General features: G+C 42.7%; 20 protein-coding genes. 7 read left to right on the top strand and 13 right to left on the bottom strand.

Annotated elements, in window-relative coordinates; translation table 11 throughout:
- Positions 1-210: 210 nt before the first annotated feature.
- Positions 211-582 (bottom strand): hypothetical protein, encoded by a 372-nt coding sequence (locus ACXHJ2_RS06200; protein WP_025675174.1) that lies wholly within the window; start codon positions 580-582, stop codon positions 211-213.
- A gap of 314 nt (positions 583-896) precedes the next feature.
- Here ACXHJ2_RS06200 and ACXHJ2_RS06195 point away from each other — a divergent pair, with 314 nt between their 5' ends.
- Complete coding sequence (locus ACXHJ2_RS06195; protein WP_225164785.1) at positions 897-1,364, top strand: discoidin domain-containing protein; 468 nt, start codon at positions 897-899, stop codon at positions 1,362-1,364.
- A gap of 131 nt (positions 1,365-1,495) precedes the next feature.
- Here the strand turns inward: ACXHJ2_RS06195 and ACXHJ2_RS06190 are convergent, their stop codons facing one another.
- The 3 genes from ACXHJ2_RS06190 to ACXHJ2_RS06180 form a co-directional block, all read right to left on the bottom strand.
- Entirely contained in the window at positions 1,496-1,702 is a 207-nt protein-coding gene (locus ACXHJ2_RS06190; protein ID WP_165079546.1) for a hypothetical protein, read from the bottom strand.
- A 56-nt stretch (positions 1,703-1,758) separates the two neighbouring features.
- Positions 1,759-2,073 carry a hypothetical protein gene (locus tag ACXHJ2_RS06185; protein WP_013372230.1) on the bottom strand — a complete coding sequence of 105 codons (315 nt, stop codon included), beginning with the start codon at positions 2,071-2,073 and terminating at the stop codon, positions 1,759-1,761.
- A 144-nt stretch (positions 2,074-2,217) separates the two neighbouring features.
- Positions 2,218-2,430, bottom strand: coding sequence for a hypothetical protein (locus tag ACXHJ2_RS06180; protein WP_457874671.1), 213 nt, complete (start codon positions 2,428-2,430; stop codon positions 2,218-2,220).
- A gap of 197 nt (positions 2,431-2,627) precedes the next feature.
- Between ACXHJ2_RS06180 and aiiA the strand changes: the two genes are divergently transcribed.
- From aiiA to ACXHJ2_RS06160, 4 genes are read left to right on the top strand one after another with little or no spacing between them, the layout of a single operon-like run.
- The gene (gene aiiA, locus ACXHJ2_RS06175; protein ID WP_165079545.1) at positions 2,628-3,386 is read left to right on the top strand and encodes a quorum-quenching N-acyl homoserine lactonase AiiA; all 759 of its coding nucleotides are present in this window, start codon (positions 2,628-2,630) and stop codon (positions 3,384-3,386) included.
- Positions 3,387-3,400: 14 nt separating this feature from the next.
- Positions 3,401-4,723, top strand: a complete 1,323-nt coding sequence (locus ACXHJ2_RS06170; RefSeq protein WP_058710252.1) for an MFS transporter — start codon at positions 3,401-3,403, stop codon at positions 4,721-4,723.
- Between the two features lie 45 nt (positions 4,724-4,768).
- A complete protein-coding gene (locus ACXHJ2_RS06165) occupies positions 4,769-6,157 on the top strand; it encodes an amidase (protein ID WP_165079544.1) in 1,389 nt (462 codons plus the stop codon).
- Between the two features lie 29 nt (positions 6,158-6,186).
- Positions 6,187-6,378 (top strand): hypothetical protein, encoded by a 192-nt coding sequence (locus ACXHJ2_RS06160; protein ID WP_165079543.1) that lies wholly within the window; start codon positions 6,187-6,189, stop codon positions 6,376-6,378.
- Between the two features lie 69 nt (positions 6,379-6,447).
- Here ACXHJ2_RS06160 and ACXHJ2_RS06155 read toward each other — a convergent pair.
- Positions 6,448-7,592 (bottom strand): IS3 family transposase gene (locus tag ACXHJ2_RS06155; RefSeq protein ID WP_264218416.1). Its coding sequence is split into 2 segments (ribosomal slippage): positions 6,448-7,319 and positions 7,319-7,592, totalling 1,146 coding nucleotides; the frame shifts between segments, so codons are not numbered across the junction.
- Positions 7,593-7,828: 236 nt separating this feature from the next.
- On the opposite strand from ACXHJ2_RS06155, the gene ACXHJ2_RS06150 reads away from it, so the two are divergent.
- The gene (locus ACXHJ2_RS06150; RefSeq protein WP_013372237.1) at positions 7,829-8,440 is read left to right on the top strand and encodes a TetR/AcrR family transcriptional regulator; all 612 of its coding nucleotides are present in this window, start codon (positions 7,829-7,831) and stop codon (positions 8,438-8,440) included.
- 1,482 nt (positions 8,441-9,922) lie between these two features.
- Here ACXHJ2_RS06150 and ACXHJ2_RS06145 read toward each other — a convergent pair.
- The 3 genes from ACXHJ2_RS06145 to ACXHJ2_RS06135 all read right to left on the bottom strand — a co-directional run bounded on the left by ACXHJ2_RS06145 (position 9,923) and on the right by ACXHJ2_RS06135 (position 17,302).
- Entirely contained in the window at positions 9,923-14,515 is a 4,593-nt protein-coding gene (locus tag ACXHJ2_RS06145; RefSeq protein WP_165082044.1) for an OmpL47-type beta-barrel domain-containing protein, read from the bottom strand.
- A 229-nt stretch (positions 14,516-14,744) separates the two neighbouring features.
- A complete protein-coding gene (locus ACXHJ2_RS06140) occupies positions 14,745-15,623 on the bottom strand; it encodes a hypothetical protein (protein WP_165082043.1) in 879 nt (292 codons plus the stop codon).
- A gap of 212 nt (positions 15,624-15,835) precedes the next feature.
- Positions 15,836-17,302, bottom strand: a complete 1,467-nt coding sequence (locus ACXHJ2_RS06135; protein ID WP_165082041.1) for an Ig-like domain-containing protein — start codon at positions 17,300-17,302, stop codon at positions 15,836-15,838.
- 334 nt (positions 17,303-17,636) lie between these two features.
- Between ACXHJ2_RS06135 and ACXHJ2_RS06130 the strand changes: the two genes are divergently transcribed.
- Entirely contained in the window at positions 17,637-18,125 is a 489-nt protein-coding gene (locus tag ACXHJ2_RS06130; protein ID WP_013372241.1) for a hypothetical protein, read from the top strand.
- A gap of 37 nt (positions 18,126-18,162) precedes the next feature.
- Here ACXHJ2_RS06130 and ACXHJ2_RS06125 read toward each other — a convergent pair whose 3' ends face one another.
- The 5 genes from ACXHJ2_RS06125 to modB form a co-directional block, all read right to left on the bottom strand.
- The gene (locus ACXHJ2_RS06125) at positions 18,163-18,993 is read right to left on the bottom strand and encodes a hypothetical protein (RefSeq protein WP_013372242.1); all 831 of its coding nucleotides are present in this window, start codon (positions 18,991-18,993) and stop codon (positions 18,163-18,165) included.
- Positions 18,994-19,019: 26 nt separating this feature from the next.
- Positions 19,020-19,457 (bottom strand): AAA family ATPase, encoded by a 438-nt coding sequence (locus ACXHJ2_RS06120; RefSeq protein ID WP_013372243.1) that lies wholly within the window; start codon positions 19,455-19,457, stop codon positions 19,020-19,022.
- A 3-nt stretch (positions 19,458-19,460) separates the two neighbouring features.
- A complete protein-coding gene (locus ACXHJ2_RS06115) occupies positions 19,461-20,198 on the bottom strand; it encodes a tRNA(His) guanylyltransferase Thg1 family protein (RefSeq protein WP_165082039.1) in 738 nt (245 codons plus the stop codon).
- A gap of 105 nt (positions 20,199-20,303) precedes the next feature.
- Complete coding sequence (locus ACXHJ2_RS06110; RefSeq protein ID WP_013372245.1) at positions 20,304-20,651, bottom strand: Na-translocating system protein MpsC family protein; 348 nt, start codon at positions 20,649-20,651, stop codon at positions 20,304-20,306.
- A gap of 184 nt (positions 20,652-20,835) precedes the next feature.
- Entirely contained in the window at positions 20,836-21,501 is a 666-nt protein-coding gene (modB, locus tag ACXHJ2_RS06105; RefSeq protein WP_129549667.1) for a molybdate ABC transporter permease subunit, read from the bottom strand.
- Positions 21,502-21,505 lie beyond the last annotated feature (4 nt).

The following is a 21,505-nucleotide window of genomic DNA, read 5'->3' as shown; positions in this document are numbered from 1 at the left end:
GGATGACACCTCCTGAGGTAGTTGCGAACTTACCGGCCTTTGTTACTTACCGGGCTTGCGGTCTGTTTATTGTATGTAGGCAGGTGCCCATCCGTGCCTGTACTCCGAAAACTGCTCCGTAACAATTTTCCGGATATCTTTCTGGAGCAATCTCCAATACTTAATTTGAAACTTAGAGACTTGATTTCCCCATTTTCTTTCAGTAGAGTATTAACTTTTTTCTAAATATGACAATGGAAGTGGGGAATAGACTATCGTATCTCCATCCTCATCTCGTTTTAAAATAATAGCGAACTCAGCACCATTACTCTCATCGCCTCTTGGCAACGGGAAGATCATAGCGGGACAACGCAACTCATAATTATAAGGAAATTCTTTTCGAAAATCCTCTAAAGCATAATTCAGAATTGCATCTATTTTATCGGTAAGCACATGAAATCCACCTATTACAAAATCATTGGACTCTTGGGAAGCGGTATACTTCTCAAATAACTGGGTCTTGTATTCCTCAACAGTGCTAAAACAAACTTCCCAATCCAAAGGGAATACGCCATTTGCCAAATAATAAGTGTATATTTTCATATTCTATACATTCTCCTTCTCGCACCTAAAATAGTTATTTATATTGTTTCTCTCAATCTTTTTCGATATAAATCAGCCTAGCCTTTAGAATGAGCTTGTTAAAGACCCGAAAATAGCACCCTTTTCTTATTTCCTCCTATATCGTTTGAATTTTTTAATTACGTAGGTTCTTATCCCGTCCATTGCTAGTATAGTCATGAAATAACTGGTTGCTATTATAATGCTTGGCCACTCATTTATGATTATGCCTTTTTTAATTAAGGAATACATTCATTGAGAGTTTCATACAAAATCCAGATAGTTATTCGTTTTCCATGGAACCTGTCGTTATAGCTGAAGATAACGTTTCAACGAATGGAGATACCAAAAATACTTTTCCGAAAAATGTTTTGATCGATAATAATCTCTATTGGGAGAGCAGCTTAAGTGGTAAAGGTGGGGAAATCATCTTCAAATTAGATACGGGAAAAACGATCAATGATATCCTCTTAGCCCAGCCACCTTCTCGCGCTTTTATACTTTCGTTTTCGTTTCATGGCTCGAGTGACGGAGAAAACTGGTATAGGTTAGGACAAGTCGAGGCTGTACCAAGCACTGCAAAAATAACCTATCAGTTTAGTAATGAAATTCCTTTTTCATATTATAAAATAGCTGTACTTTCCTCTGGATTGAATAATACAACCACCTATTATGGTATCCGATACATTCAACTAAGAACCGCGCTAATCAATGGCGTTCCTGCCTACAGAGCGTCCAATATAAATCCCGCTATTGCGGAATAAGCCAGTACAAAATACAAAAAAGGGGGCTGGACAACGCCCCTATGAGTAAAGGCTATACTTGAGACAAAAGTTATTCTTACATTCCTAAAATTTCTAGTTATAAGTGATACTTTCTTGCTTTATACTGAGACTTATCCTCCAACAATAACATAATCACACTCTAATATGATCACTCGTATCTCCCTGGTATCCAGCCGCCCCCCAAATTTAACCTCCATGTAGCTACCCGCTTGGATCGGCTTACCGGCAACAAAATGCCGCAGGCCATTGCTGCTGCCTTTGTGTCCAAGTGTAATCAGATCTTCAATCATTCCATCTTTTTTCGGCTGCGGAGTCATCGGGTCCTTCTCCCCAACCCACTTCCTGACTTTCAGTTCCAGCCCAGGGATCGGTTCTATCCAATCCGCATCCTAATAATATGTTCCGGTGTGATTCCGAAGTTATCCGCTGTAAATAGTATTCTAAGCTGACTAAAAGAGGGCACTGTCACAATTTCCTCTCCTACTTCGGGGTACCGTCGTAAGATTAAATCGGACCACACTTCAGATACAAATTCATCGTTGCTTTTCAATTCAAATCGTGGCAGATGACTAATAAACTCGGATCGCTTTTTGCCAACTGCCTCTGCATCTTCTTGCTTCCGGGATGCGTAAGGGTAGAGCAGATACATACCAAAATGATATAGATGAATATCTATCTTATTGTCCATGAGCTCGTCCACCAGGTACTTGAGCATTATGAGACGGTCAGGCTTCTTTTCGGCATTCAAAAAGATATCATATCTGTGTCTCAGGTTTCGAAAGAATCTTTCCGGGTATTGGTATACATATAAAAAATCCCCCTTTTCAAGTCCTCAATTATTGGCATACATATCGACCTGCACCCGGCTGCAGGCTGGCCACTTCCCCAATCGATCAAAAACCTTAATTTCAAATCCCGATTCATTTCTCCATACTTCAAACCGGATGTTCTCCTCTACCGCCGGCCCTCCAATTGTAACTTGATCTCCTATCAGCATACCTTCAAGATTAGCTTTTCGACTTAGGCTTAGTTTCATAAAACTCATCCTTTCCTTATTAATTAAGTCCAATTGATCGACTCCACAGCCCGTAGCAGTTATTCAATCAATCTTTACTTGTTGCAGGTGTAAGGCTTTTGCCGAAGCCCAACCGCCGATGACAAATTGACATCGGACAATTTGTCCGATATAATCAAAAAAACGGACAAATTGTCCGAATTTATAACATAAAGGGTGAAAATGGGATGTATATCAAAAAGTTGTATTTTTTACCTGTAGGTGAATGTTTCCTAGATCAATCGGCAGTTAATCGAACCCTTGCCCCCGGGAAATTAGTCGGAATGCCTGTGTGGTCTTTTCTATTGGAAACGACCAGCGGGCCGATACTCATCGATACGGGAATGTCCGACGCTTTTATCAACAATCCCGATTACTACAAGGGGACTAGACGTGAAGGGCGCGTCGTCCCCAACATGTCTGACGGCGACTCGATCGTAAATGTGTTAAAGCGTGTCGGTTATCGACCTGACGATATTCAAATGGTCATTAGCTCCCATTTACACTTGGATCATTCTGGGGGAAACGGGCATTTCCGCAATACGCCGATCCTTATTCAAAGGGCAGAGTATGATGCGGCCATAAACAATGAGGATTACTCTCCATTAGAGTGCAGGCTGCCCGATTTACAATATCAAATCATTGAGGGTGACCATGAATTGATTCCGGGGGTTCAAATTTTATTCACTCCGGGTCATTCCCCTGGCCATCAATCAGTCCTTGTCACAACGGAAAAGTCGGGTCCAGTGCTACTGACAATTGATGTTGCTTATACTCGGGAGAACTTCGAGAATAGCGTACCGTTCTTGACATTCGATCAAGAGATGGCTGCCAAATCGATTACTCGCATGCAGGAGTTAATTCAGGATGTTCGGCCGTCCTATGTTTTCTTGGGACACGATAGAGACCAGGCGCAAAATAGCCGCACCTTTCCTGACTTCCTGTAATGGAGGGACAGGCTATGGATACTCAATCAATGGCTTTATCCGGCAATGAGCGGAAATTAATGGGGACACTTTGCTTGCTCATTATTTTCGGAAACATCAATATGACCATGTTTAATTTGTCTATACCTTCGATTTCCGCTGACTTTGCCCTGACCTCCTCGCAGGTGAGCTGGGTTATGGTCGGTTACAGCATTTTGATGGCTATCGGCGCCGGTACTTACGGTAAGTTAACGGAGTCCTTTTCCTTTCGCCAGCTGTATGTCATTGGTTTAATCCTTTTAGCTTTCGGCTCTATGATCGGCTTTTTTGCAGCTTCATACTTGCAAGTCATCATTGGAAGACTGCTGCAGGCAGCAGGGGCCTCATCCATCTCTCCCCTGTCTTATGCGGCAGTAACCCTGTATTTTAAGCCTACAGTCAAGGGACGGGTGCTGGGAACCTTATCCGCCACGATTGCCTTTGCTTCCGGCTTCGGGCCTGTGTTCGGCGGTTTCGTGGAGCAATACTTTGGTTGGCGTGCTTTGTTCATCGTGTCCAGTCTGAGCCTATTTGTTATCCCTTTGATATTCAAGTATGTTCCTGACAAGAAACACGACCGCGGTTCATTCGATTTTCTCGGAGCTGTTTTGTTCTCCGCGGGACTGGCGTTGGTGTTGCTAGGGGTTACGAACTATTGGTTTATGCTCATTGCAGGAGCAGCAGTTCTTCTATGGTTCGGTACTCATATTCAGAAAAAAGAACATCCATTTATCGATGCATCTTTCATGAAAAATGCTCCTTACCGACGAATTCTAGGGATTGGATTCCTTACCTTCGTATGCAACACGGGGTTAACCTTTACTCTTCCTGTCATGATGAAGAATTCCTTTCATTTACCAACTAGTAAAATCGGTCTGCTGATGCTTCCCGGTGCCGTCTGTGCAGCCTTGCTCGGATCCCGGATCGGAGGTTGGACAGATCGTTTCGGAAGCTCCCGCGTGCTTGTCATATCGCAAAGTCTCGTCGTCAGCGGATTTATACTACTGGGGGTATCCGTACATTTGCCGCCATGGATCGACGCTTTATTGATCATTATCCTTATGATTGGATTCAACGGTGTCCTCACCTCTAGCAGCAATTTAGTTTCGACGACACTCCGTTCGGCTGAGCTGGGTGTGGGGATGGGTATTTTCACACTGGCCTATCTCCTAGGCGGAGCATTCGGCCCTGCGCTGGTCGGCCGACTGATTGATCTAAAGATGCCTTTTTTTGTTGTTTATTTTACCATTTCCCTGTTGGCAATCCTGACATACTTATTCGCAAGAAAAGCAAATCCTAGCGGAAGCTATGGTAATTAGTTTGGTAGACTTACGACATGTCCGAAAGATATGGAGGATGAATAGATGAGTAAATTAAATTCCCAACTGTCCTTTGCTGCTATTCATGAGCTGACCGAGGGGATCCGAACAAGGAAAATATCCCCGGTAGAGATTACAGAACATGCGCTTCACCGCATCGAACGTTTGAATCCGAAACTGAACGTTTTCGTTACCCAAACGTCCGAACTGGCGATTGAACAAGCGAAGCAATCGGAACGCGATATTATGCATGGTCGGTACAAAGGGCCCCTTCACGGGATTCCCATCGTTCATAAGGATCTATATTACACTAAAGGGATCCGAACAACTGCCGGTTCAAAAATATTGAACAGCTTCGTCCCCGATTACGATTCGACGGTTGCAGCTAAGCTACATGAGGCTGGAACAGTTCTGCTAGGCAAAGTACAGACTCACGAGTTCGCTGCGGGATTGACAACAACTAGCCCGCACTTCGGTCCTTGCCTCAATCCGTGGAACACTGAACTTGTAGCGGGAGGTTCAAGCGGCGGTTCGGCTTCTGCTTTAGCGGCTGGACTTACTTATCTGGGCACAGGCTCGGATACCGGAGGTTCGATCCGCATACCCGCTGCTTTGTGCGGTGTCGTAGGGATGAAGCCGACGTACGGTCGGGTCAGTCGGTATGGTATCATTCCAATGGCCTGGTCATTGGACCACCCGGGTCCGTTAACCCGCTGTGTCATGGATGCGTCCCTGTGCTTGGATGTGATGTCTGGCTTCGATCCAAAGGATGAATCGACTGTCGATCTGCCTGCGCCAGGTATCAAGATGTATCCGAATGGTCTCAGGGGTGTGCGTATCGGATTGCCGACAAGCTACTATTACGAGGATTTGATGCCGGAAGTGGAAGCTGCGATGAAGGCCGCTATCAATAAATTCCGAGAACTGGGAGCAGAAATCATCGAAGTTAGCCTGCCCCTGATCAAACATGTTAGAAGTGCGACGATGGCCATTATGATGACGGAAATGTACTCGTACCACGAGAAGTGGCTTGAGACAGAATTGGAACAGTATGGACCGGACGTCCGAATGTTTCTTGAAAGCAGTAGAGATATTCCGGCTTCCATTTACCTTCAGTCTCAGCGGGCCCGGCAACTAATTGTCAATGATTTTTTGAATGCATTGTCCGGAATCGACATCTTGTTGACGCCGGCAACACCGATCACTGCGCCGCGTGCAGATGATGATGCTAGTGTATTCAGATTGAACTCATTTACGGTTCCGACCAATTTGACTGGCTTGCCTAGCCTGAGCATGCCTTGCGGCTTCTCACCTTCCGGTCCGCCGATTAATATGCAATTGATTGGCCGCCCCTTCGAAGAAGCGACAGTACTAGGTATCGGCAATACTTATGAAATGAATACAGACTGGCACAAGAGACATCCGGATTTGTAAGCCTGACTATATTTGATGGAGGGTAATCTATGGATCAAAAGCAATTTAACTCTGAAGTTAGCAGGAAAGCATCAACCGTAACCGGAACAGATACGACGAGCGACAAGAAAAAAGCATACGAGCAGTTTATTCATACGATCGCAAGTTTAAAGGAACTGGACCTATCGGGCATTGAACCACATTTGCCTCCAATTTACAAAAAGCACTATACCAAGAAATAAAAAAAAGCTCATCGGTCACCCATGGACTGACCCCTGTTTGTGAGACAGGGATCAAAACACCTTCCAAGTTTAAGCAGCCAGTTGTCGGAAATGAACCGGCGACTGGTTGTTTAGTTTTGTTTGAATGCGAATTGAGTTATAGTAAAGGATGTACTCTCGAACGGTCTGCTCGACGATTGCCGTCGTCGTACAGGTTAAACCTTCGAGGTAGAACGTTTCAGACTTTAGTGTGGAATGAAACGATTCGATGGGGGCATTATCAGCAGGCGTTCCTTTACGGGACATACTCATGGTAATGCCTTTTCCTTTTACCGCTTCCTGGTAGGCCAAGGATGTGTAGACGCTGCCTTGATCGCTATGAAGTATTGCACCTGGTAGAGATGGCAACTGACCAAGGGTATCAAGCACAAATGCGGTGTCCTGCTTGTCAGCTATACTGTATGCCACAATCTCTCCGTTAAACAAGTCTAAAATACTCGACAGATACAACATTTTTCCTCCAAATGGCAAATACGTAATGTCTGTTACAAGTTTTTGCATAGGCGTATCTGCTTCAAACTGTCGCTTTAGCAGATGCCCCGCGATATGAATGGGTTGCCCAGTAGGTTTCCGTTTCTTCGCTTTGACACGACATTGCAGCCCTTCACGCTGCATAATCCGTTGCACGCGTTTGTGGTTTACCGCATACTCCCTCCGAAGCAAGGCGGTGATTTTCCGGTATCCATAACGATATTTATGCTGGATACAGAGTTCGCGGATTTTCTCTACCAAGTGGTCCTCAAGTTTGCTCACATACTCCGCCTTCCAGCGATAGTACGTGGCGCGAGAGATTCCTATCCATGCACAAGCTTGCTTCACACTCACTTCCCCTCGGATCGACTCTATCCACTCCATTACGATCTTTGACGATACCTCCTCTCCAGTACCCTGTACTTTTTTAGCAACTCTAGTTGTTGTCTCAAAAACCTGTTCTCAGCCTGGACCTTCTCTAATTCCGAAGTGTATTCGGGTCCTTTGCCGTAGCTGTATTGCTTACCTACAGGCTGCTCTAAACGGTTTTGCTCGCCACTACGGTACCATCTCATCCAAGTTTCCACTTGTGTCTTGTTTCGTATGTTTAATTGCTCCATGATTTCTTTGACTGGTATACCAGCCATTCTCATTTCAATCGCCTTCATTTTAACCTCTAATGGATAACTGACTCTTGTTGCCAACGAAAAAACACCTCCAAGGTTGTCTCCATATCTTACGACATGGTTGCATTCTCTTGAAGGTGTTTTGATTTGTCTCACGTTAAGGGGTCAGTCCCCCCAAATGAATGTATTTTTAATTTTTCACGAAATGTATTATAATTATGAAGACGGACAACATGTCCTATACACGAAAAACGGACATATTGTCCGTTTTTCGTGTTAAATAACAGTTAAATTAATGATGAAGGGAGATGTTTATGGTGAATTCAGAATCGCAATCTGTCTCTCTGAAAATTCCCAGAGAGGAGTTAAACCGAAGACGAATTTTGGCGGCGGCTAGAGAACTTTTCATCAAAAACGGTGTTTACAATGTCAATATGCATCAGATTGCGAAGACTGCGGGAGTAGGACAAGCAAGCCTATACCGCCGCTACTCGGATAAGGGCGACATATGTCAGGAGATCGCGTATGAAGAATACCAACCTTTGTTTGATGAAGTTCAAGCATTTCTTGATCAATCCCCAGAAACCGCTGCCTTGGACCGGCTTTACCATGTAATCGTAAGATATGTCTCTTTTTTAGAAGCGAAAGTTCCTTGGCTTTGTGAGGTGAGCCGGGCCTCAACCGGGCATCGTCCGTTACAATCTCCGTTATGTCAATGGATGCGCAATATAAGCAGAAATCTGCTAAATGAGGCCGTTGAACAGGGAGACGTATCCGGGGTGGACATTTCATATACTATTGAAGCCCTGCTGGCCGTGCTTCACAATATCGATTACCATCTCCAAGATGAAGGCTTTACAAGCCAACGAGTTCTTGATGGATTACACCGCATATTTATTGAAGGTTTAAGAGCTAATAGACATTAATTGAGGGGCCACAAAGCCACATAACATGGATGAGGGATAGTCCTGCGTAACTCCTCTTTTTATCTCATAATGGTATATTGAATGCACAAAGAAACCATATTCTTTCAAATGGTCGGGTGGTACCTCCATTTTACCCAGGAACGGTTTCTTATTGTTTTACAATTGGAGAATAGGACGTCCCTGGTCATTTTTATGACTTATGGGACAACCCTTTTTTCTGCCAATGGCTGCTATGCGAGTTGAAGAGATTTGTACAGCACTTGGGGATTTTATTAAAATTTAGTCTATCTTTCTCCTTACGGATATACAGTAATACTTCGGGCATAGATTTATATAAAGTATGGTAAGATACCCCCGTGTATTCTAATACTGTACAATCTGTTATCCGGCCGGCTTTTTGGAGCAAATCGGAAATCACGAAGTCTACATCAGCCTTATATTTATTGATTCTTTCCTGTCTTAGTTTCTCTTTAGTTTCTTCTATTTTTGAAGTTATTTTATTGTTTAATTCGTTATAATTCGTGATTATATTGCTATAAGACATCCCTAAAAATGTGACTACATCCCTTAATGTAATTTGTTCATGGTCGTGTGTTTTGATGTACTCATTTGCAAGTGACCAAAGATATTTTTCCTTTAACTTTTTCTTATTGTGGTTTTGCTTTCTAATTGCTTTAGAGATTCTATTACCCAGTCCGCACTTCCAAGGAAGAAAATGGAATTTTTAGATATCGAGCAATTGCCTTATGAGATATTTTAAGATTTTCATACACAAATGTTTGAAGAGCTTTCTCCAATTGATCTACAAGTTCAGCACTGTTATAATTCTGACGTTCTATTGTTTTCCTTTGATAATGTTCTTTATCAAATAGGGCATTAAATATAAAATACCGTTGCACAGCAGGATCAAATAAATAATAGTAGAACGTTAATATTCCAACCTAAAATCGCTCTTGAGTTCTGTGGTAATCCGAGTTTACCCTCCCAATTTAAAAGCCCTCTAAAATCTGTACCAAATCACTACTACATGTTCTGGTTGGACCGAATTTTTTAGATAACTCCCTTGACAAAAGCTTATTTTTATTTAAATATCCCATGATCTTGTACACAGTATTATTGGACCTTCCTAGTCGACGTGCTATTTCACTCACCGATTGTGTATTCTTTAGAATCTCCCGTGTTCTCTCAATCATACCAACCCAGTCATTAATTGATTTCCACATGTTATCTGAGGTATCAATCCCGTATTCCATTCAACATACTGTACAGACGGAATGCCTATTATATTTCTGACCTTGTACCATATGTTAACATATATAGGTTAGATATAGTAAATAGAAACACAAAAAAACCAGTAGAAACAAGGGGTTTTGTTTTTACTGGTTTAAAAATGTCTCAAACATATACCCAAAAATGTCTCAGTTATCAACCAAATCAGTCTCAATTATTACCGTTACTCACAGCCCCCCTCCCTAGTTTTGGTTATTTCATTTGAAGCATATTATAAATCATCTCAGCAGCTTCCGCACGCGTAACTTCCTGTTTGGCACGGAAGCTGCCATCTGGATATCCTTGCACTAAATTAATCTCGGTTAGGCCAAGTACATCCTTCCTGGCCCACTCTACAATTTGAGAGGAATCTGAGTATACACTGCTTTCTTGCTGTGGTGTTGCCTTAATAATGTTATTCACCATTTTAGCAGCCTGCTCCCGGTTTATAACCCGATCTGGACCAAATACTTTGCTACTAAAACCTCGAGCGACTTGATCCTTAATTGCTGTTTTGAGTAGATCAACGTACCACGCCGATGGATTAATATCCTCGAATTCTAGAGCCATATCCGTTTCGAGCGGTAATTTTAGAGAACGAACAAGCATCGAAGTGAATTCCATACGTGTTACAGGTCTGTTTGGTTCAAAAAGCGTGCTGGATGTCCCCTTCACTACGCCCAAATCGGCAAGCGCATTTATTTTCTCTCTATTAAATACCCGCTCGATGTCACTAAAATGATTTGGCTTCGTCTCGATTGTTAAGCCTTGAAAGAACTCTGTTTTTGTTTCTGTCGGCTCCTCTACAACAGTCTGAATCGGTTTTGCACTCCCTGCGCCTCCTGCTCCACCACCTGTATCCACAGTGTTCCCTGTAGTTTTGCCGTTTGCTTGTTTTGCCTTCGTGCGTTTTCCTTGACTATTTTCTGCCCAAAGTTGAACGGTATACAATTGCTTCTCTCTCAGTTGTCTCCAGATAAAACCTCGATCCTTGCCACGATATAGCTCAGTTCCTTCTTCACTTGCGAGGACGAAAATATCATTTTCATGTTCTGACTCCCAATGGATGATAAATTCACTATTCGTTGTTTCTGTCTTCGAAAACGCAAACGCTGGAGACGGTAGCGTCTCTACCTGACCTTCTGTTCGCTTACCTTCACCGCTTGTGTTCACTGGCTTAACAGTAATACGAGACAATGTAGAACTGTCTAAACCGTCTACTTTAAACTCATGAGCAATCGTATGACCGATAAGCATCTCATTTTTATAGACATTATAAGCATCTGCACCTGGAGCTTCTTGCCACGTAATAAGCAGATCGGTATCCGTTACGCTTTTAACAACCAAGCTACGATCTGCTATTTGACCTGGCAACGCGCGATACGTAAGAGGAATTATGCCGCCTTCCCCCGTTGTATTCATCGCCTGTATACTAAACGAGTAAATTATACCGGGCTGGATGTCTGAAAGTATAATATTAGCCTTTCTAGTGTTAAAAATTTCTCCTGTATCTTTGCGGATTACAGCATATTGTGAAGTGCTCTTGATTGCATCCCAGGTCAGTGAAATCCTTCCATTCCCAAGTTCCGTGACTTTTAGATTTTGTACCTGAGGCGGAAGCGTCAGCAGTTGACCCAACGCTGGTGGGCTGTAACCACTGCTGTTCCCACTGCTCACTTGAAAATCGTAGTTTTTCCCACCTGCTAAACCAGATACAACTACCCGTGCTTCCGTACTATAATAATTTTGACCGTTGATTGTTACCTTATATTGAGTTGCCCCATCAACCGGAGCCCATATCAATGTGGCATTATGCTCGCGAACATCTACAGCTGCAAGTTGTATAGGTGAATTAGGTAGTGTTACTACGTTGATAGATGTATCCCGACCCGTACCACTTCGATTGTAAGCCCGAATTTTAATATTGGCAGATCTGCCTGCTGGCAAGCCCTCAAAAGTATATGAACGGATACCACGCGGAATCTGCACGTTTGGTTCTTCGTTAACATTCAAGATGTACCCTTCAGCCCCCGGCACATCTTGCCAGACAACACCAACAGAATATACATCCTTGGTTACACTTGAAAGTGTAGTTACCCGATCTGGCAATGTCATAACGCCGAGATGAGCGTAGTCTCCAAATCCTGTTGCATTTTCGGCAGATATAAGATAGTTATACTCCGTTCCCGCCTGAAGCTCAGTGTCGGTGAATTCTGTGTACACATCGTTATAAACCGAGACCTCGTCTCGCTCTAGGGCGTAGTAAGTGGCAGTGATTACAGAATTCCACTTCAAGTCGATTCCATTTTCTCTTATGGTTACATTTCGGAACCCGCTTGGACTGTCTGGTAGACTTAAAAAAGATACATGTTTTGCTGCCCCCTCTCCCGTGTCGTTAATAGCGGATACAGAAACTTCGTAATACTTACCAGGCTCCATGCCCTTAATTGAGTTATACACATCCTGTGTAACCGTATCCTTATATATGATTTCTCCCGTACTTGCGTCCGCTGCTGTAATATTATATTTATTAGCTGAAAAAACTGGTGTAAAGTCGGCCATGATTTCTGATGAATGACGAGAGACCGGTCGCAACTGGACGTGATCTGGGGCATCAGGTAACGTTAATACATGCACTCGATTGGAATAGGCATTGCCCCCTACATGATTACTGCAACGCAGTTCATACTCATATTCCCGACCTCCTTGTAGCCCTGTTTCTGTAAAAGAGTTTGTCGGATGGTTAACATCCCAAACCTCATTTGTTGTTAGATTCCGGACTGTATAAACATAACCATCGTCAAGACCGGAGGGAAGAGTCCATTGCAAATCAACCTCTGTGTTGCGTACGGCTATCGCTGACAAAACAACCGACTGCGGTTGCTTTTGAATGCGAAGTACACTGCTGACCGTTTCATACATGTTTCCTGCTTGGTCTTTCACCTTCGCATGGACATACCATTCACCTTCATTTGAAAGATCCAGCTCGACTATTGGTCCGGCTGCAGCCTCCCAGTTTTCGGGTGAATCGGGGCTGTTCGTAATTTTATACTGCATTGTCGATGGTTCAATCCCCGAATGCTGGTCAGCATATTGTATCCTCACGTCAATATGGGCATCTTTCCATTCACGCGAGTTGGGTGTCAATTGGATGCTCGGCCGTTCCAAATCGATATAAGTTTTTGCAGTCACCGGAACGCTTCGATTTCCAGCTGCATCCACAGCTTGAGCAGTTACTTCTACAATCCCCGAACTATTTAATATTCCCGATGAACCAGGTATATAAGCGCCAGAACCCAATTGATATTCATAATGTACGGCTGTAGTATCCGTTGCACCCGAGAGCGTAAATTGTACTGGTTTATTGATATATCGGGTAGGATTCGTCACCTCAGAAAACGTAACTTTCGGAGGGGTTGGTTTGGTACGATCAATCAGGACCGATTGAGTCACAATGGGACTAGACACCTCAAGATTATTGATCGTCCGCGCTGTTAGCTCATAACTCCCTTCTGCATCTAATGTAAAAGTGCCATTGTATGTCAGCCACTCCCCTGTTGGACTCAAACGATACTGCGTCATCTTAATTCCATTTGTAGAGTCACTTCCTGACTCAATGGAAATATTCACATCACGGTTCGTTGGACCCGTTTCGCTAGCCCGTATAACTGGAGCTGTCGGCCCCTTTTTATCAATCGTGACTTCCTTGCTTACCTCTCGGCTCACATTACCGACGCTATCGATGGAACGAGCATAAATCGTGCTTTTGCCATCCTGGTTCACATGAAACACTCCACCGTATTCCCGCCAATCCTGATTTACAACGCCAGTCAACCGAAATTGAGTATGGGCTAGTCCAGAATAATCGTCTGCACCCGGTTGTAATGAAATGGTATATTCATTACTGTTTCCTGTTGTGTTTATAATCGGGGGAGTTGGTGGCATTCTGTCTATTCGGACATTCGCGGAGGAAAGACCGCTATACTGATTATTCACGTCCACTGTTCGGGCATAAATTGTATTTACACCATGATCATAGACAGTGAAGGGCCCGGTATATTGCTGAAATCCTCCTCCATTCAGGCTATATTCATAGTATTTTAGTCCTTCAGGAGCCACATCCCCATTGATCCACACGGTTACAGGCTCTCTGGTCCACCCTGTAACAGCCTGTCCCTCTGCGCCTTCATGAATCTGGGGTGGTTTAGGCATCAAGTCTGATTTGGGAATAATACGGATTCCAAACCTGGATATTTCATTACTTGTCTGTTGACTAGTTCCCATCGCTCTAAAATATCGAACATCCCTTAGTGTAATAGAGTCGGTGATATCTATCCATTTTCCCTGGTAATCGCTATCGGCATAGAATTTCGTTACATTAGTCCATGTATATAAATTCGTACCGTTAGGTCTCCAACTGTCACCCGCAGCAGCGTTAGATGAATATATATCGGTATGATAAGACCCTTCAATGTAAACAAAAATCCTGTAATCCGAAGCCTTAATAGATCTTCCAATATCAATAAAACGATTTGTCGGTTGTGTAGTCCCATCACATTTATACCTTGCCGAACCCGTGCCAGTGTATACTTCCGTTGCTCCTATCCCACTTCCTGACCAAGAGCCCCAACTATCGCCTCCACCCGGCAAATTGTTTTGGCAAAAAGGACCTCCCATGATTTCTTGGGTAGAAGCTGATACCCTTTGCGGGAATATGGGAATGGTCATCAATAAGAGGAGTAAAGCCAGAACTCCATACACCCATTTGCAGTGCTTTCTAACCTTTCGTTTATTTTTTCGATACATACACTTCTCCTTTCTATATTTTATTTTCAATAGTTTACGTACTCGATTGGGCTAAAATAGAAAAAGCACCTCAAACAAAGGCAATAATGCCTAAGTTTGAGGTGCTTCCTCAAGTTCACGAGTATGTTTTGAAGCTATTATACTTTGTTCCAAGCAGGATGTAAACAGAACAACAAAATGAACTGTGATAAATTCTCGAATTTCTCATCTCAGCGATCGTTTTGAAGTTTTAATCAACCTGAACACCCAAGTTCCGAAAAAATCCCCGCATATTCTGCATGTAAGAGTCCTGAGCAGGAGAAGATTCCTTAAGAAGATTTTGCATACTGTTCATAAACGCAGAAGCTGAGGATGTATCCGCTTTGTCAAACTGATTCGTTAATTGTGGTTTATTTAACAGCTCTTCAGTCTGTTCTGTACGCTCTTTGTATTTATTAATCCAATCGGGGTTTTGAGGAACCTTTTGTGCAAAACTCAACAGCTGGCTTAATCCATTTCCTCCACCTTTGATGTCATTCATGAACGCAGTATATTTTTGAGGATCTACCTGTTTCATCACTTCCGATAGTTTAACGTAATCCTCAGGGGCACCTATCGGACGATCTGCTGGAGTCGTGTAGCTAATATCCCCGGTCTCTGAATCCATAGTTCGTGTCAAGGCAATACCAGCTATCTGGTTCATGGTTTTCATAAATTCCTTGGCTTTATCGCCTTCCATGTAACGATCTGCAATATACTTGGATTGGGAAACTCCCATTTCCAGCAGCACCGCGCGCTGCTTCTCATCCGTTACCGTTCCGTCGACGATAAAATTGGATTGAATCATGTTGTATACTGCATTGGACACTTCTTCCGGCTGATCTTCCAAAACTCGGTTTAATGCATCATTGATCTGTGTTGTGCCAAAATACTTGGCAGCATGCGACACGATGGCCCCTTCAGCCAATTGTCTGCCGGCTTCACTAATCTCTACAGAATCCTGAACGACGAACCTGGAGAGTTTTTCTTCATGTAGCTGGGGGGATGGAACTTGCTTGCTTGCCGGGTCTATCCGTAGGCTACCAGAGCTAAGAACCGCTTGTTGTGCTCTAAGAGGTTCAAAATTCATCCTGTTTCCTCCTGTCATGTTTGTAACAGGCAATCTAAGGCGTATGTACAATCTAATGTAACCCTGTCGCTATATATATCGGACAAAGCATATATGGAATGAATATATGCTTTGTCCTAAAAATGAACAATTTTTGAAACAAGCTCCTGACTCTGAATGTAAATTGTTAAAATAAACAAGCTGACGCTGTCACTGCTTAATAGAACAGTACATCAACCGCCATAAATGCTATAAGCAAAGTGATATACAATATCTGTGGCTGTAAGCGAAGTACCTGACACCTGGGCAGCTACACCTGAAAGATCATAATAATGTGTAAAGCTTATAGGTCCAGACAAGTATTCCGCAATACTTCCCGTAGAATGCGGTAGAGAAAGGGTCACACTAAAGGCTCCATTTTGATCCGTATACCCAGTGCCTGTACGAGTTCGATTCCCGCTGCTTTCAGTCCAGTTCTGGTTCAACCATGTCACATTAACTGGCGCATTTGCTACTGGATAATTATCCGTTGTAGTAACGACACCCTTTACAGTCAGGTTGGTATTTCCATTAACCCGATAATGGCGACCGTAAGAGTAGGATGGATAGTCATTCGGACCGTTTTTAGAGTCGTATCCGTTAATTACAATTTTACCAGCCCGAAGTACTGGTTTAAGTGTCAGTGCATATAAGTGATCAGCTGAAAACTGATTTGTGGTGTACACTCGCACATAGTAGGTTCCCGTATTCAAGGTAACATTATGATTGGTTTGCGGTAAAAGTACCATTTGGTTGCCACTAAGAGCCCCGTAAACTTCCGCTTTGTAACCGTAGCTTTCCGAAGTGCTGTCTAATTTGACATTCAAACCATCATAATTGCGATTCGCAGGAATTGTGATTTGATACCAATCGTTGTCAATTCCTGAATGAATAGAGCGTGAATTAAGGGTAGCTCCCCCTGTACTAAATGTAAAGTTGTAGGCATGAAAAGCACTCTCATCTGGTTCATAGGCATCATATTGAGAGCTTACATCCACAGTTAAATAGAAAGGGTCATTTATGCTCGATCCTTTTTTGGAATGGACGGCAATCGCATAAGCTTTTTCAGATCCGGTAGCATTGCGGCTTCCTACATTTTCAGGAAGTGATGCAGACCCATGTTCATACTTGTTAAAATAGGTCCCGTAGGTGGAGGCATCAATAGCATTGGGGTTGATATCCCCTGTCGTCATATCAAATTCGTACAAGTATAAGTCATAGTCAAGCTGTTCTGAAAATGGACCATCCAACTGTGCCTGCAACAATTCACCTGGCTTCACATAAATCGGATATAAAAACTGCGTGCCTCCCTCTTCTGTAATCGTACCGGAGTACGTAGCAGAGGAAGCTGTAGCTACCGTTGGACTTGCTTTCAGGGAAGGAAGGGTCTCCTTTTTCAAAGAGAATGTCTCTGGTGCTTTGAAATTGATATTTTCCTGCATGTTATAAACTGAGGATGTAATACCTTCAGGCTTGTCCACCCGGGTTAGATGCTCAATAACATCTTCGTTATTCGTTGTTAGCTGAAAACTGGAATCAGCTTCAACAGCTTGTTTTTCCTTGTTCATCTCTGTGCCTTGACTCGCGTTTGCAGTCATCCCAAAAGCAAACAGGAGCATCAAGCTTAGCATAACTGAAATAGCCTTTATGAACCTCTTCATACTGAAATCCCCTCTCAAATGGTTTAAGGAATTCCCGCTATTCCCTGGAGAACCAGGGCAATTCTAGGCTGTTGTCTCTATCATAAAACATTCTTGGTTCTAATGGAATATATTGAGTAAATATTTTTTAGTCTTCATTCCCTAAAATAGAAACCCCTAGAGTCAATAGATTATATGATAATTCTGGGACAATAAACTTATTTTAGACACTATTTTACCATAAAAACCCTACCAATCTCTTGTTTATACGATATAATAAATAGATATGGGTAGTACTTTTAGCCTATATGAGCGTCGAATTACCCATAAACATACATAAAAAAGGGGAATACAGATGAAAAAACTCACCGTATTTATGCTAGTATTGTGTTGCTTTTCAATTTTGTCAGCTTGCTCTACCGATCCAGTAAAAAAAGATTTAATTACCTATGTGAATGACGGAATGCTTCCGTTAGCACAAGATGAAAAAGCAGTAACTGAAAAATATGAATCCGTGACAGGGGATAACTTCACAGATGATGAAACACTATATAATACGTTACGAGATGATATTATCCCAGAATACACCAAATACCTGGATAAGGTTGAAGCAGTAAAGACGGAAACTCCTGAGGTACGAGCTGTCCACGAAACCTACATCAAGGCAGTTAGCACTCAAAAGGAAGCACTCATTACGATGGTCGATGCGTTGGAAAAAGGGGATCTGAACTTAATTAATGAGGGTAATACCAAGCTAAGCGAGGGTAAAAAGCTATTCAGAGATTTTGGTGAACAGGTTAACACACTTGCCAAAGAGCACGACGTGAAGATCAATAAGAAATAAATCTTAAAGCTCCCGTCTGGGGAGCTTTTTCTATATCCTAGGAATACTCGAAGCAAATTACCGCTTTCTTTAATTCTCGATCATAAAATAAGTAAACCGTATCAGCTCCAAACGCTTGAAAATAATACCCGGTGAAAGAACCGATATATGTAAATGTCTCACCATTGGTACGTTTAGGCACATGAAGCAAGTTAGTTTGCTCGAACTTAAGCATCTCTTCCAAGGATTCGTCATATTCCTTGATGTAGCTTTGAGCCTCATCAGACTGAAATGCAATATCATCCAGAATACCGTTGACTTCGGGAAAGCTTAGCCCCCAACCACTGGATTGCTTTTCCTCAAAATCGTGGGTGAGCTCTTCCACAGACTTTTTGGCCTCTCCAAAGGAGGAATAAGGATAGATTTTATTATTTTCTAAGAAAAATGCTTTGCGAGCTTCGTAATCTTGTTCATTAGCTGTGTACACCTGCTCCAGTCCGTCCAACGCCATGACTTCTCTCTTCATACGTAGGTACGCTTTATCCCCGGTAGATTTCAGCGCTTCATAGGTAGCTTCCAGCTGCGCTTTCTGATGAAGACTAAAATAATTCCAGTCTGCTTCGAATTTGTATTTGCCGTCAATTACATCGAATCCCAGCATATCTTCCTTGGTATATAAGGTATGAAATTGCTGAGTATTTTCACCCACACAGCCTTCGTGGATTTCTTTTACGGAAACAAAATGAAGCCACTCGTCCTGCTCTGGAAATAAAAATTGGAGATTAATCGAGCAAATTGGCAGAAAGTGTTTGCGGTGATGTTCAAGATCGCTGGCAAATACGTCCTCGTATGCTGGAAAACGTTTGATAAATCTCTCTGGTATGTTCATGGATGCTCCTCCTAAATTATACGGTTCTATGGTTGCTTTTCGATCCGAAACGTCCCCTCACTCGAAATCACGCTGTAAATTTCATCAAATCCTTCTTCGTAACTTGGGACCTCTAGTTTACTCATTACACTTTTAATACCGATTTCAGGAATATACTCTTTGCCTGTGCGCTGCTCATTACGCTTAATAGATTCAGCATAATCAGGTTCAAAGTAGTAGCCAATGATTTTAAATCCCTTGTTTTTACAAGCATCTATATATTTCTTTCGTTCTTCGACTGTGGGATTTGTATTGTCCACTACAAAACGCTGCATCGTTTCGATGGAGGTCTGAAGGTACATATTTTCCCTATTTCGTGTTTTAAGCATATCAAGATTTATTCGCATATGTGTTTTGAAGAATCGTTCTTTATAAAAAGTCGATTTGCCCGAAGCCTGAATTCCTATAAAAATGACACACTCCAAACCTCACACATCCTTGTTCAGGTATACATATTGGTTAATATAATCTCTATTTTGTGAAAAGATTGGCGTGTCATGATCAACATCCCACTTGCTTCTGACGGCTTCTCCTTTGTTATACTGTTGTTTGGTAATACAGATTCCCCGCTTTTCCCAGACCGGAAGGTCGTTCCAGTTCAGTCCTTTTTCCACAAAAAGCTTGTCTTGGAGCTGACTTCCGTTCAATCCTTGTAGTTCTGAATGCTTAAAATGAGCTTGAGCTACCATAGAAATGCTGTTTTTAGTAGCATCTTGTTGTCTCCATAGAAAGTAGTTGGCAACCTCATCGTGAGGCAAAACCCATGCTCTTGCATCAAAAGTGGCTAGAGGCTTATCCGGATAAACTTTCTGGATTTCCTCATTAAATTTGGCAGTAGCCAAAGAGGCAGATATAGACACCATCTTTTGAAGATTATTTTCAAACCATGATTGTGTCGTTAATTTGTCATAATTCGTAAGAAGCAGAGAGATTTCATCACTCTGATGGTACACCAGTTTACAGCCCATAATATTATAAGCCAAATATTTGCACGTCTCCCATAATGCAAAGATTAACTTTTCATCAAAAGGTTTCGTCATCCCACGTGTAAAAGTATGAAAATGAGCACCATCGATTCTGATAATTACGGGTAAACGGCGGGGCAGACTTAATCTATAAGCATTTTCATATTCCTTCATTCTATTTCCAAAATCATCTTTTTTCATAAACTATGTAGCTCCTTCACTTTTCATTGCATCCAAACATCGAAATCAATCAAAGGTGCAGCCGAACTCTCCAACAATATGGATATTGTGGGTTCCAATTTCTTTTTATTTCACAGCAATATTATCCTCGAACACAAAAACGGAGATGGCTATATCCTCCTCCACTTTAATATCTGAAAAAAGATGCAGTAAGCGGGAATCCATATACTCCTCCAGTTCTTTATTGAACTGTACAGGATAGATTTTTTGTACCATTTTGGTTCGAGCTGCATGCACCATCTCTCTTCCTGCAACCTCTTGTGCAAGAAATTTTTCGGATGGAGTTAAATTGCCGTATAGCATTGTGATGGCCATATTATCTACAAAGGTTGTATGTATGCGTTCCGGGCCTTTTCCAAATAGCTCTTTACGTACTTTTCGAATAATTTCGTTAAAACCCGTTTCCTTTCTCATATCGCACCGCTCTCCTAAATCTACTAAAATCCTTGTTACTATTTCCATCATAACCGATTCCTATCATATAAAACAGAGATTAAGCGAAAGTGATTCTTGGAACATGCTTACCATTGGACGCATAGAAAAGAAAACACAGCCCGCCCGATCGGACAGACTGCGTATATTACTGAATCCAAACAGACTAATCTTTCACCAATCGATTCGACAGCATCAACATGATAAAAGAGAATAAAATAATGACGGCTACCCAACTCCAGGAGAGTGTCATATTTCCGACCTCGGACGCGGTGTAAATCGCCGTAGGCAGGGTTTGAGTCTGTTCAGGAATATTACCCGCAAGCATCAGCGTAGCTCCAAACTCCCCTAACCCTCGGGCAAATCCGAGAATGTATCCTGAAATGAGCGGTCGGTAGGCAAGAGGCACCGTAATATGGCGAAACACTTGCCATTCATTGGCACCTTGCGCACGTGCAGCCTGCTCTACCTCGGGATCTACAGCTTCAAAGCCTGCTTTGATCGTCCGATAAGCCAGTGGAAAAGCAACAACTACGGCCGCCACCACTGCGGCTCCCCACGTAAATACAATGGTCTGCTGGAACAGGCTTTCAAAGGCAGTGCCAATCCAGCTTTTCCTTCCCAGCAAGATGAGCAATATAAAGCCGACAACAGTGGGCGGCAAAACGAGCGGAAGAAGTAGGACGGTCTCAATCACGCTGGTTCCTCTCCGCAGCGAGCAGTTCGCCATCATCCGAGCTACCACAGTAGCTAATAAAAAGACAATAATGCTGGCAACGACAGCGACTTTGACAGATACGATAACCGGAGGAAGAAAAGCCGACCAATCCAACGGG

It is taken from the genome of Paenibacillus sp. ALE3 (assembly GCF_054113405.1).
The sequence above is the reverse complement of the archived record's forward strand: the minus strand, read 5'-3'. Positions and strand labels throughout refer to the sequence as shown.